The sequence below is a fragment of the Buttiauxella cochleicola genome (assembly GCF_021282435.1).
In the GTDB taxonomy this organism is placed as follows: Bacteria; Pseudomonadota; Gammaproteobacteria; order Enterobacterales; family Enterobacteriaceae; genus Buttiauxella; species Buttiauxella massiliensis.
Window position 1 is genome coordinate 113,753 of the sequence record NZ_JAJSOT010000004.1, and the last position, 13,692, is coordinate 127,444.

Sequence of the window (13,692 nt, forward strand, 5' to 3'; positions counted from 1 at the left end):
GCATGTCACCAGGCTCCATATTATGTGGGGCCGAGGGACTCTTTTATGCTGTTAAAAAATCTCACCCGGCAGTTGTTCGCACAACTGAGCCGTCACCTGCCTCGTCGCCTGATCCAGCGCGACCTGATGCCTGATGACAACACTGTTGCTCACGCACAAGAAGTTCCGGCTTCACTGAGCGAATCCTGCCTGAAATATGCGCAAGCATCTGAAGAACAACTGTATCGCGATTTCCAAAGCCATCCGGAAGGGCTGAACGCGCGTGAAGTTGAAAACGCTCTCGAACGCCACGGCCCGAACCAAATCCCGGCGCAAAAACCGTCGCCGTGGTGGGTTCATTTGTGGCTGTGCTATCGCAACCCTTTCAACATCTTGCTGACAATCCTCGGCATTGTTTCCTATTCCACTGAAGACCTGTTTGCCGCAGGCGTCATTGCGCTGATGGTGGTGATTGCCACGCTGCTGAATTTTGTGCAGGAAGCGCGTTCCACCAAAGCGGCGGACACGCTAAAAGCGATGGTCAGCAACACCGCCACCGTGCTCCGTGTGGTGAATGAAAACGGTGAAAACGAGTTTGTCGAAATCTCCCTCGACCAACTGGTGCCGGGCGATATCGTCAAACTGGCGGCGGGCGACATGATCCCTGCGGATTTGCGCGTCATTCAGGCTCGCGATCTCTTCGTCGGCCAGGCGTCGCTAACCGGTGAATCGCTGCCAGTTGAAAAGGTGGCAGTCAGCCGCGACATGTCGCACAACAACCCGCTGGAATGCGACACGCTGTGCTTTATGGGCACCAACGTAGTGAGCGGCACGGCGCTGGCAATGATTATTTCTACCGGCGGCAACACTTGGTTTGGGCAACTCGCCGGGCGTGTCACCCAACAAGAAAGCGAGCCGAACGCATTCCAGAAAGGCATCAGCCGCGTAAGCTGGGTGCTGATCCGCTTTATGCTGGTGATGACGCCGATTGTGCTGCTGATCAACGGCTTCACCAAAGGCGACTGGTGGGAAGCGGCGCTGTTCTCGCTCTCCGTTGCGGTGGGTTTGACGCCTGAAATGCTGCCGATGATCGTCACTTCAACGCTGGCTCGCGGGGCGGTAAAACTCTCGAAACAGAAAGTGATCGTCAAACACCTCGACGCGATTCAGAACTTCGGCGCGATGGACATTTTGTGCACCGATAAAACCGGCACGCTGACGCAAGACCGCATTGTTCTGGAAACTCACACCGACATTCTTGGCGCGGTAAGCAACCACGTTCTGCACACCGCGTGGCTCAACAGCCATTATCAAACCGGGCTGAAAAACCTGCTGGATGTCGCGGTACTGGAAGGTGTGGAAGAAGATCATGCTCGAAACGCTGCAGCCCGCTGGCAAAAGGTGGACGAAATCCCGTTCGACTTTGAACGCCGCCGTATGTCGGTAGTGGTTTCTGAGCAGCCGGATGTGCACCAGTTGATCTGCAAAGGCGCGTTGCAGGAGATCCTCAACGTCTGCACGCAAGTGCGTTATGGCGATGAAATCGTGCCGCTGAGCGAATCCATGCTGGCGCGTATTCGCCGCGTGACCGACGATCTGAACCGCCAGGGTTTGCGTGTGGTAGCGGTGGCGACCAAATTCCTGCCAGCGCGTTGTGAAGATTATGGTCGTGTGGATGAATCTGATCTGATCCTCGAAGGCTATATCGCGTTCCTCGATCCACCGAAAGAAACCACGGCGCCTGCGCTCAAAGCGCTGAAAGCCAGTGGGATTACGGTGAAAATCCTTACCGGTGACAGCGAGCTGGTGGCGGCGAAAGTGTGCCGTGAAGTGGGGCTGGACGTCGGTGAACTGGTCATCGGTAGCGATATCGAAAACATGGCCGACGAAGAGCTGGCGGCGCTGGCATTGCGTACCACGCTGTTTGCCCGCCTGACGCCAATGCATAAAGAACGCATCGTGCGTCTGTTGCGCGGCGAAGGCCACGTGGTTGGATTCATGGGCGACGGCATTAACGATGCCCCGGCCTTGCGTGCCGCAGACATCGGTATTTCCGTCGATGGCGCAGTGGATATCGCCCGCGAAGCCGCAGATATCATCTTGCTGGAAAAAAGCCTGATGGTGCTGGAACAGGGCGTTATCGAAGGTCGCCGTACTTTCGCCAACATGCTGAAATACATCAAAATGACCGCCAGTTCTAACTTCGGTAACGTGTTCAGCGTACTGGTGGCGAGCGCCTTCCTGCCGTTCTTGCCGATGCTGCCGTTGCACTTACTGATTCAGAACCTGCTGTATGATGTGTCCCAGGTGGCGATTCCGTTCGACAACGTTGACGACGAGCAAATCAAGAAACCGCAGCGCTGGAACCCGTCAGACTTAGGCCGTTTTATGGTGTTCTTCGGGCCAATCAGCTCCATCTTCGACATCCTGACGTTCTGTGTGATGTGGTGGGTGTTCAAGGCGAACGTGCCGGAAGCGCAAACCCTGTTCCAGACCGGCTGGTTCGTGGTCGGTTTACTGTCGCAAACATTGATTGTGCATATGATTCGCACCCGTCGCATCCCGTTCATTCAGAGCCGTGCCGCCTGGCCGTTGATGATCATGACGCTGGTGGTGATGGTAGTTGGCATCAGCCTGCCGTTCACTCCGCTGGCAAGCTACCTGCAACTTCAGGCGCTGCCGCTGAGCTATTTCCCATGGCTGATTGCGATCCTCGCCGGATACATGACGCTGACTCAGTGTATGAAAGGGTTCTACAGCCGTCGTTACGGCTGGCAATAATATACCCATCATCCTTCAAGCTGCAGCGGCGTTGGCTGCAGACGCTCACCCCAGTCACTTACTCAAGTAAGCTCCTGGGGTGAGCGTCCTGGCCGCCTGGCTGCAACTCGAATGCTAATGGATATAGTAAATATGAGCGGGATGTGATCTACATCCCGTCAGTTTTCTCCATAACCTTGATGAATATTTCCGCACGTGTTACCAGATTGTTTTTGCTTTTTTCTGGCCCGTCATTGTTAAAGGAATATTCATGTTTAAATCCATACGTTTGAGCCTGCTGGCAGGTTGCATCGCTGCAACTTGCCCGGCCTGGGCCGCACCAGCTGGTGATTTGCCACTGATGCCCTGGCCGCAGGAAGTTAACCGTCCGGCAGCGGAAGGCATGCTGCAAATTGATAACGCCATTTCCATAAAAATCAGCGGCGACAAACTGCCCGGTGCCACCGAACGCTGGCGGCAGCGAATTTCTCAGCAAACGGGCTGGCAGCTCCAGCCCGCTCAGGCGAATCCCGCTAAACCGACTATTGATATCCAAATCAAAAAAGCTGTTGCCCCACTGCCAAAACTCGACAGCGATGAGAGCTACGAATTAAGCGTCACTACAGACGGCGTGAAGCTCACGGCAAACACGCGATTTGGCGCGATGCGCGGCATGGAAACCCTGTTGCAGCTGATTCAAAATGGCCCGGAAAACACCGCCATTGCGTTTGTCGCCATCAAAGACCAGCCTCGCTTCCCGTGGCGTGGATTGTTAATCGACTCCGCCCGCCACTTCATGCCAATCAAAGATATTCTGCGTCAGTTAGATGGCATGGCCGCCGCCAAAATGAACGTGCTGCACTGGCATTTAACCGACGATCAGGGCTGGCGCTTTGCTTCCACTGCGTATCCAAAATTGCAGCAACTGGCGAGCGACGGTGATTTTTACACCCAGGCGCAGATGAAAGAAGTGGTGCGCTACGCGACTTCTCTTGGCATCCGCGTGGTGCCAGAAATGGACTTGCCAGGACACGCATCGGCGATTGCGGTGGCTTATCCTGAACTGATGAGCGCGCCGGGGCCATATCAAATGGAGCGCCATTGGGGCGTGTTGAAACCGCTGCTTAACCCGACCAAAGACGCGGCCTATAAATTTGTCGATACCATGATTGGCGAGCTGACGGCGATTTTCCCGGACGGCTATTTGCACATCGGCGGCGATGAAGTTGATGCTGAACACTGGCAAAATTCGAAAGAAATCCAGACGTTTATGAAGCAGAACAATCTGGCGGATACCCACGCATTGCAGACGTACTTCAACCAGCGCCTGGAGAAGATCCTCGAAAAACATCACCGTCACATGATGGGCTGGGATGAGATCTATCACCCGGATCTGCCGAAAAGTATTTTGATCCAATCATGGCAGGGACAGGATGCGCTGGGGACCGTCGCCGCGAACGGGTACAAAGGCATTCTCTCCACCGGCTTCTATCTGGATCAGCCGCAGTCTACCGCTTACCACTATCGCAACGAGATCCTGCCCCAGGGCCTGAACGGCATCGACAAAATTACCGAAGCTGACAGCGCCCAAAGTTGGTTCTTCAATATGCCGCGCCTGAAAGGCAGTGCGGTGGAAGGCAGTTTCACTCTGGTGAGCAGCCAAACGGCATGGCGTGGCTTTATCGACTTTAAAGGTAAATCCCGCCGCGCGGTACGCGATATTGAATGGCTGAGCCCAACCCAGGTGACGTTCACCGTCGATACCTGGATGGGAGAAACACGCCCGGTATTAACGCTCGATAAAGACAAATTGAGCGGATATATGCTGGTGGGCAATGTGCGTTACCCTGCAACTGGCCAGAAATTAGATGACGTGCCTGATGGCATCCAGCCTGTGGTGCCAACCCCTGAGCAGATGAGCAATATCCTCGGTGGCGAGGCGGCTCTGTGGGCTGAAAACGTGGCATCTCCATTACTGGATATCAAGCTGTGGCCGCGTGCCTTTGCGGTCGCTGAACGTTTGTGGTCCGCCGAAGATGTGAAAGATATCGATAATATGTATCAGCGTTTGCAGGCGATAGATGCGTGGTCAACCGTTTCAGTTGGCCTACAGCAGCACGCTGCTGCAGCTCTACAAATGACGCGCCTTGCGGGTTCGACGGAAATTATGCCGTTGCAGATCCTCGCTCAGGCGGTTGAACCGGCGCAGTACTACACGCGGCAGCATCTGAAATTCAAGGCGGGTAATTACCATCATTTCGAGCCGCTAAACCGTTTTGCTGATGCATTGGGTGCAGAAAGCAGCCAGGTGCGTGCGCTGGATCTCTGGGCCGATAAACTAATAGCCGACCCGGAGGACAGTAACAGTGCGGAGTCTTTGCACCGTACTTTTGCTCGCTGGCAAAGTAACACGCCAGATGTGCTGGAACTTATCGATGGCAATTACCAGCTTAAAGAGCTGAAACCAGTGGCTGAAAATGTCGATAAACTGGCGGGAATTGGCTTGCGATTAACGGACTTAGTGGCGAAACAGGGAACATTGAGCGCTGATGAAGTTCAGGGGATTCAAAAACAGCTCGATGAAGCGGCGCAAACGCAGGATGAAGTGGTGATTGCGGCGGTGTATCCGTTGCAGAAATTGTTGCGGGCGAGTGTTAAGTAGGTCGTACAGAAGCGCCATCCGACAAAACAAAAGGCCGCGAAAGCGGCCTTAAATTCAATCGTTAGCGGCGAATGGCAATCGCTTCGATCTCAATCTTCACATCTTTAGGCAGACGAGCTACTTCCACGCAAGAACGCGCTGGGAAAGTCGCTTTGTGCTCATTAAAGAATGCTTCGTAAGTTGCGTTTACGGTCGCAAAGTCATTCAAATCTTTTACGAAAACAGTCGTTTTAACGATATCGCCCACTTTCAGGCCAGCGGCTTCAACAATCGCCTGCACGTTTTCCAGAGACTGGCGCGCTTGTGCTGCCACGTCTTCCGGTACGGTGCCTGTTTTTGGGTCAACCGGGATCTGGCCAGAAGTGATAATCATGCTGCCAAGATCGACACCCTGAACATATGGGCCGATTGCTGCTGGGGCATTTTCGGTGCTGATAATACGAGACATTCTTTCTCCTTAGAATAACCATATCTTTCAAGTCGCAGGGGTGTTGGCTGCGTGCTCCCACCCCAGTCACTTATTAATATAAGCTCCTGGGGATGAGATCCCTTGCCGCCTACCTGCAACTCGAAATCTAAAGGTTATTAATCGTGATGAGTAGGCAAACAAAAAAGCTCCCGTCCATTATAGGGACGAGAGCTTTAGCGGCAATGATTAATCTGCCAGCACAACGTAATGTGAGAACTCCTTCTCACAATATTTGCATTTGAGACTGATGTTCTCGTCGCGTTTTTTCACTGCGAACGAAGAGTGAACCGGTTCGCTGCGGCTGATGCAGTTGGTATTTGGGCAAACCAACACTCTATCAATGCGTGAAGGCAGGCTCGGTTTGCTCTTGCCGACCACTTCATATTCATCGATACGGTTTACTGTCGCATGCGGTGCATACAGCGCCAGTTGGTTAACTTGCTCATCGGTCAGGAAGGTATTTTCTATTTTAATCAGGTCTTTACGGCCCTGTTCTTTTGAAGGCAAGTTCAGGCCGATGGTGATGCGCTGGTCGGTTTCAGTTAACTGGAACAGAGTCAGTAACTTAAAGCCCACCTGTGCAGGAATATGATCGATAACTGTTCCGCGTTTAATCGCTTCAACTTGTAATTTGTTGTCGTGTGTCATCTTAATCTTCCTCTCACTCAAACCAGTTCAGGTTGCAAAACTAACGCCAGTAGAGCCTGGCGGGCATAAATACCGTTGCCTGCCTGCTGGAAATACCAGGCGTGCGGGGTTTTATCGACATCCGTAGTGATTTCATCAACGCGTGGCAGCGGGTGTAGCACTTTCATGTTCTCGCGGGCATCGACAAGGTCTGCTGCACGCAGGACAAACTGCGCCTTCACGTTGGCGTATTCAGACGGGTCCAGGCGCTCTTTCTGTACGCGAGTCATGTACAGAATATCCAGCTCGCCTACAACGTCGTCGATAGCTTCATGGCAGCTCCAGACGATGCCTTTTTCATCCAGCATATCGAGAATGTATTTCGGCATTGCCAGCGCATTTGGCGCGATAAAGTAGAAGCGGTTACCTTCAAATTTCGCCAGAGCTTGTGCCAGAGAGTGCACGGTGCGGCCATATTTCAGGTCACCGACCATGGCGATATTCAGGTTTTCCAGACGCCCCTGCGTTTCCTGGATGGTGAACAGATCCAGCAGCGTTTGCGTCGGGTGTTGGTTGGCACCATCACCTGCGTTCAACACCGGTACATTGCCTGAGAACTCCGTTGCCAGGCGTGCAGCACCTTCTTGCGGATGGCGCATTACGATTGCATCAACATAGGTGCTGATAACTGAAATAGTATCGGCCAGTGTTTCGCCTTTCTTACCCAGCGAAGTATTGCTGCTGTCGGAGAAGCCGACAACCGATGCACCCAGGCGGTGAATCGCGGTCTCAAAAGAGAGACGAGTACGCGTTGAAGCCTCAAAGAAGCAACTGGCAACAACGATGTGTTTCAACAGTTCAGGTTGCGGATTGGCCTTCAGTTTTGCCGCCGTAGACAACACCAGTTCAAGTTCTTCACGACTGAGATCGTTTATGGAAATGATATGTTTTTGATATAGGGGGTTAGCCATGTTTATCTCCTGTTCTCGGGCGTCGGGCAAAAAAAAAGCCCCTCAATGAGGGGCCTTTGGAATTGATTGCTGCAACGGAGAAAAAAACAGGTTAGCGCCGTCTTTTAGACGACGTGGTGTGGCAATTTTTTGAACACACTGGACCATGCTTCCTCCGGCAAATTGTGGCGCATTATACGCATGTGGGAGGACACTTCAAGGGATAAATTCACATATTTTGGCCATTAGCAATCGGTTGCTGTGAATATTTATCCGACTCTAATGTAATCCAAGGGTTTGCATAACTCGCCGATGGACCTGTGCGGTTTTTTGTACCTCGCGTGGTGCAATCCATACAATGCTGCTGCCCGCTACTACGCCTAAAATTTCTGGCACGGCACGATAATCGAGAATTCTTGCTATGGCCCGCCCGTATCCATGAACGGCATGAATCATGACAAACTCAGCATTATGCTCGACGCTAATTACCATCTCCGCTATTGAACGTGCTGCATCCGGTGCGGGTTGAGATTGCGGATTTAATGCATAAATTTTCTGACCTTTGGCGTTACGTATTTTGATAACGCCAAGCAATTTCAGCAGACGGGACACCGTAGACTGACTAATGTTTTCAAATCCGTGGAGCTGCATATCGCGGCGCAGTTCTTCTTGCGATTGATAGCTTTTATGGACAATGAGTCTTTGGCAGAGTGTTAGCTGATTATGATCCTTCTCCGAGGGTGCGTGGGATACGCTCATTGCATTCACCATTCCTTGATTTATCAGGCGACTAATTTACGCTGCTTATAAATCCAAACCGTTTTCTCGATCAGATTTTTCCAATCTAACCAACAAATAATGTTGCTAAATGTATTATTATTAGAATTTAACGCCCCTTTCGGGGCGTCATAGTTATCAGGTAATCTGAATAGAACCGGAAACAACCAGTTTTAACGTCCAGGCTGCTAACAGTAGAATTGCCGCAGCGATTGCCCATTCATAACCCTTCAGCATTTGTTGCCCTTGCTGTTTCTTCTGCCACAGGAAGACCACAAGCCCTGGGGTGAATAGCAACGAACTCAGTAGCATTGAGTCGCCAGCGGCGTAGCAAAGCCAGAAACCGTAAACGGTGGCGATAACGCCGAGTATTAAACCGCTGGTGCGTGATTCTCCTTTCGCATAGCGTTCACCCGTCCAGGCAAGTTTCAAACCATAGGCGGCGCTAAACAGGTACGGCGGCAGAATGGCGGCGGTTGCGATAGAGAACAGCGCCTGATAACCCGCCTGGTAAAACAGAGTGAGAATCAGGAATAACTGGATCAGGCCGTTGGTTATCCACAATGAGAACGAAGGTGAATGTCTGGCGTTCTCCCTGGCGAAGATTTTCGGGAAGATCCCGTCTTTGGCGGCAACGCGAGGCAGTTCTGCGGCAAAAAGCGTCCAGGCGAGCAGGGCGCCGGCAACAGAAAGAATAACGCCACCGGCAACAAATTTAGCACCCCATGGCCCAACTACACTCTCCAGCACGCCTGCCATAGAAGGGTTTCTCAGCCCGGCAAGGGATGCCTGATCCAAAATCCCCATCGACAGCACGCTGACCAGCACATAGATTGCCAGTGCGCCCAGCAAACCAATCACTGTAGCCTTACCGATATCGCTACGATTTGCGGCACGAGCAGAAACGACGGTTGCCCCTTCAATACCGATAAACACCCATGTGGTCACCAGCATAGTATTTTTCACCTGATCGAACAGCTCAGGCGCGGTGCCGTTGACGAGCATCATGCGGCCCCAGAAGTCGGCTGTGAAGACACCGATCTTAAAGGCTATCAACACCGCGACGATAAACACCAGCAGGATAACCACTTTGACGACGGTGAGGATCGTGTTGATGTAAGCCGCTTCACGTACGCCGCGCAGAACCAGTGCGTGTACCAGCCACAACACTATAGATGCGCCGATTATCGACGGCAGGTTATTACCATCGCCGAATACCGGGATGAAAAAGCTCATCGCGCTAAACAGTAATACCGCGTAGGAAACGTTGCCCAGCCAGGCGGAGAACCAGTATCCCCAGGCAGACTGGAAGCCGATGAAATCGCCGAATCCAGCGCGAGCGTAGCTATAGACGCCGCCTTCAAGTTCCGGGCAACGGGAGCTGAGGTTTTGATAGATAAAGGCGAGACATAACATCCCGACTCCGGTAATTACCCAACCAATGAGTAACGCGCCCGGTGAGGCGACGGAGCCAAAGTTTTGCGGCAGGCTGAATACCCCACCGCCAATCATTGAACCAATTACCAGCGCAACCAGCGCGCTAAGCCCTAATTTTGTTTCTTTTGTTGTGGATGTCTCGGCGACATCTCCGTGGGTAGCATCGGCCATTTTCCTTTCCTCTTGCTGTGGGATGCAGCATGAATGCACGGGTGGCGGCGAGGGCATCCCCGCCGCCAGTGCGAATTACTCTCCGAGCGTGGCAACCATGACGGCTTTAATCGTATGCATACGGTTTTCGGCTTCATCAAAGACAATGGAATGCGCTGATTCAAAGACTTCTTCAGTCACTTCCAGCCCTTTCAGGCCGTATTCCTGCTCGATCTCTTTACCGACTTTGGTGTGTTCGTTATGGAAGGCTGGCAGGCAGTGCATGAATTTCACATTCGGGTTGCCAGTAGCATTGATGACATTTTGGTTAACCTGATAGGGGGTCATGATACTGACGCGCTCAGCCCAGGCTTCTTTAGGCTCGCCCATAGAAACCCACACATCGGTGTAGAGGAAATCAACGCCTGCCACACCTTCTTCGACGCTATCGGTCAACATGATGCGACCACCGGTTTCTTTAGCAATCGCGCGGCATTGCTCAACCAGGGCAGGTTCAGGCCAGAAGGCTTTTGGCGCGACCAGGCGAATATCCATACCCATTTTCGCAGCACCCACCATCAGGGAGTTGCCCATGTTATTGCGAGCATCACCCAGATAAGCGAAGGCGATATCCTGAAGTTTTTTGTCCGGCGCGTGCTCAAGCATGGTCATCAAATCCGCGAGAATTTGAGTTGGGTGGTATTCATTGGTCAGGCCGTTCCACACCGGAACACCTGCGTACTCGCCCAGTTCTTCGACGATATCCTGGCCGTAGCCGCGGTATTCAATGCCGTCGTACATGCGGCCTAAAACGCGGGCGGTATCTTTCATGGATTCTTTATGGCCGATTTGCGAGCCGCTTGGGCCGAGGTACGTCACCAGCGCACCCTGATCGAACGCGCCTACTTCAAATGCGCAGCGCGTGCGGGTGGAGGTTTTTTCGAAAATCAGCGCGATGTTTTTGCCCACCAGGGTTTTCTTCTCAGTACCTGCTTTTTTGGCGGCTTTCAGTTCGCGAGACAAGTCGATCAGGTACTGGATTTCTACAGGTTTGAAGTCCAGCAGTTTCAAAAAGTTGCGGTTTTTCAGATTGATAGTCATTTTTTTATCCTTTTGAAATTATTAAGCAATACGAATCAGCGTACCTTTCTCACCCGCCAGAATTGCCGGGCCATCCTCAAGCGCTCCAATCCCGGCAATACCATGGCACTGCGCCACAAACTTGCTACAGGCAGCGACTTTCGGGCCCATCGAACCGGCGTCGAATTTCATGGCATCCAGTTCCTGCGGCGTAATATGAGAAATTGGTCGCTGAGTTGGCGTGCCCCAATCGAGATAGACGGCGTCGGCATCGGTGAGGATCAACAGCGCATCGGCTTCGATCTGGCGCGCCAGCAATGCGGCGGAAAGATCTTTATCAATCACCGCTTCGATACCGTGGTAGCCGTCGGCTTTTTCGACTACCGGAACACCGCCGCCACCGTTGCAAATCACCAGGTGATCGCGCTGAATAAGGGCTGTGATCGCATCGCTTTCCACAATCTGTTTTGGTTGTGGGGATGGCACTACGCGGCGGAAATACTGGCCGTCGGCTTTAACTGTCCAGCCCTTTTCCGCAACCAGCATGTCGGCTTGCGCCTTGTCATACACCGGGCCGATGTACTTCGTTGGGCTTTCGAATGCGGGGTCGTTGGCGTCCACTTCTACCTGAGTCAGCAATACGCTGACTTCCCGGTTTGGCAGCTGATTTTTCAGCGACTGCTGTAGCATGTAGCCAATCATTCCCTGACTTTCGGCTCCAAGAATGTCGAGTGGATATGGCGTCACTTTTTCATAGGCACTGTTTTGTAGTGCCAGCAACCCGACTTGTGGGCCATTGCCATGAACCAGCACGACACGCCAGGAGGAGGTGAGCTGTGCGATGGTTTTAGCCGCTAAATCAATGTTCTTACGTTGTATTTCTGCTTCCAGAGGCTCGCCGCGTTTCAATAGCGCGTTGCCGCCCAGTGCTACAACCAGTGTCGGTTTGTGTTCCATTTCATCTCTCCCTGGATTAAATACCGTCACGTTCTAGTGGGCAGCTCATGCAGCGTGCACCACCGCGGCCACGGCCCAGTTCGTCACCAGGAATCGGCAAGACCTTGATGCCCGCTTTGTCGTATTTCTCGTTGGTCCAGATATTGCGTTCATAGCCAATGACCACACCTGGGCGCACGGTTAACACGTTATTGGCGTCATTCCATTGCTCACGTTCAGCTTCAAACGCATCACCGCCAGTGGTGATTAAACGGACCTGATCGATACCCAGCGCTTGTTCAATCGCATGCAGCAGGTTTGGCTCCTGATGGCGTTTGATGCCGCCACGACCATCCGGGGTTAGCGTCCAGCACTGGGCGTCTTTGCGGACCACTTCCGGGTAGACGGAGAAGGTGTCGATATCGATGTGTGTCATCACGGTATCGAGGTGCATACAGGAGCGGTGTTTAGGCAGTTCAACGGCAATAACGCGAGTGGCTTGTTGATGTTTGAATAATGATTCAGCGAGGAACTCGACACCTTGCGGAGTGGTGCGCTCAGACAAACCAATTAATACCGCACCACGGCCAATGACTAATACATCACCGCCTTCTAATGTTGCGTGGTCATAATTAATATTGTCGTCGCCATAATATTTAATAAAGTTTCCATCGGTAAATAATGGATGCCAACGGTAAATCGCTCGCAGGTTATTTGTTTCACGTTGGCGTGCGGCTTTCGCCATTGGGTTAATAGATACGCCATTATAAATCCAGCAGGAAGTATCGCGGGTGAATAAATGGTTAGGGAGCGGTTTCATAATAAAGTCGGTGACTTCATGGGTATCGACAACCATATTTTGAATATAAGTTGGAATTTCACCATAAGTCAGGCCGCCGCTCAGCCTGCGAGCCAATTCACGATGTGACATATCTGCAAGCCAGCTGCGAATGTCGGAGGCAAATGCTGGGCCAAGGCGGTAGTCAGAAATCTGTGTTGCCAGCAGCCATGCCTTGGCATCGCTGACATCCAGCGTTTGAGTGAGAAGGTCTGTCAGTAATAAAACCTCAACCCCCTCACCGCGTAATGTATTAGCAAATATATCGTGTTCTTCGCCAGCACGTTCTACAGATAAAACGTCGTCAAATAATAATTCCTGGCAATTAGATGGGGTGAGTCTTTTCAGGCTCAGATTAGGGCGGTGCAGCATTACACTGCGAAGTTGTCCAATTTCGGAACCAACATAGTGCTTGTCCATGACTATTCCTTTGCATTAATCCTGAGATGAAAATATCAGTGGTAATAGTTAGCTATTACCGCAAGTTAAATAGGCTTTCGAAATGTCTTCGAGGCTTATGTTAATTTCATGAAGGATATTTAATGTGAGCTTAATCACGCGCTCAAGGGACATTTAAATTCTCTGTTAATTAATTGATAGCTGTCATGGAATTATAAATAAAGCAATTGAGCAGTCTGAATAACTACGCGAAATTATGCATATTCTATTTTATTAGTGTTAACCCAATGTTATTGGGTGAACAAACTGATGTTTTTTAACTTGTTGAAATTTAGCAGTATTTTGAAATTTAAATATAACTATGCATAAAGCCGTATTTTTCATCCACAGCATGGGAAAATAAACAAAATAGTTATGACTAAATTTGCGCTTACTTACCAGGTTTAAAATGTGACTGGTGGTTAGTTTTAAATAATTTTGTTTTTTAAACAGAAGGTTACGAACTATCCCAGCGGGATCTATTTTGAGGTTATGCTTTTTTTATGCATAAAAACCTCATGGCTGATACAAAGCTGTAACATGTTTTGCGCTAAACATGCGCCAGCACAGGTTTTCTTAAAAAACTCAT

Annotated in this window: 10 protein-coding genes; 2 read left to right on the forward strand and 8 right to left on the reverse strand. The window is 51.4% G+C overall.

What is annotated here, in order from left to right:
• The first annotated feature begins 48 nt into the window (after window positions 1-48).
• The gene (gene mgtA, locus LVQ77_RS11440; RefSeq protein WP_232904590.1) at window positions 49-2,760 is read left to right on the forward strand and encodes a magnesium-translocating P-type ATPase; all 2,712 of its coding nucleotides are present in this window, start codon (window positions 49-51) and stop codon (window positions 2,758-2,760) included.
• Between the two features lie 250 nt (window positions 2,761-3,010).
• Complete coding sequence (locus LVQ77_RS11445) at window positions 3,011-5,401, forward strand: beta-N-acetylhexosaminidase (protein WP_232904474.1); 2,391 nt, start codon at window positions 3,011-3,013, stop codon at window positions 5,399-5,401.
• Window positions 5,402-5,462: 61 nt separating this feature from the next.
• On the opposite strand, the gene ridA is transcribed toward LVQ77_RS11445, so the two are convergent.
• From ridA to arcA, 8 genes are all read right to left on the reverse strand, one after another.
• A complete protein-coding gene (ridA, locus tag LVQ77_RS11450; protein WP_232904475.1) occupies window positions 5,463-5,849 on the reverse strand; it encodes a 2-iminobutanoate/2-iminopropanoate deaminase in 387 nt (128 codons plus the stop codon).
• 207 nt (window positions 5,850-6,056) lie between these two features.
• The gene (pyrI, locus tag LVQ77_RS11455; protein WP_151993011.1) at window positions 6,057-6,518 is read right to left on the reverse strand and encodes an aspartate carbamoyltransferase regulatory subunit; all 462 of its coding nucleotides are present in this window, start codon (window positions 6,516-6,518) and stop codon (window positions 6,057-6,059) included.
• Window positions 6,519-6,535: 17 nt separating this feature from the next.
• Window positions 6,536-7,468, reverse strand: a complete 933-nt coding sequence (gene pyrB / locus LVQ77_RS11460; protein ID WP_154150851.1) for an aspartate carbamoyltransferase — start codon at window positions 7,466-7,468, stop codon at window positions 6,536-6,538.
• A gap of 258 nt (window positions 7,469-7,726) precedes the next feature.
• Window positions 7,727-8,206 carry an arginine repressor gene (locus tag LVQ77_RS11465; RefSeq protein WP_226811972.1) on the reverse strand — a complete coding sequence of 160 codons (480 nt, stop codon included), beginning with the start codon at window positions 8,204-8,206 and terminating at the stop codon, window positions 7,727-7,729.
• Between the two features lie 156 nt (window positions 8,207-8,362).
• Complete coding sequence (gene arcD, locus LVQ77_RS11470; RefSeq protein WP_151993013.1) at window positions 8,363-9,832, reverse strand: arginine-ornithine antiporter; 1,470 nt, start codon at window positions 9,830-9,832, stop codon at window positions 8,363-8,365.
• A 75-nt stretch (window positions 9,833-9,907) separates the two neighbouring features.
• Entirely contained in the window at window positions 9,908-10,912 is a 1,005-nt protein-coding gene (gene argF, locus LVQ77_RS11475) for an ornithine carbamoyltransferase (RefSeq protein WP_151993014.1), read from the reverse strand.
• Window positions 10,913-10,933: 21 nt separating this feature from the next.
• On the reverse strand, window positions 10,934-11,848 hold the full coding sequence (locus tag LVQ77_RS11480) for a carbamate kinase (protein WP_232904476.1): 915 nt from the start codon (window positions 11,846-11,848) through the stop codon (window positions 10,934-10,936).
• 16 nt (window positions 11,849-11,864) lie between these two features.
• Window positions 11,865-13,085 (reverse strand): arginine deiminase, encoded by a 1,221-nt coding sequence (arcA, locus tag LVQ77_RS11485; RefSeq protein ID WP_232864685.1) that lies wholly within the window; start codon window positions 13,083-13,085, stop codon window positions 11,865-11,867.
• Window positions 13,086-13,692: the final 607 nt, after the last annotated feature.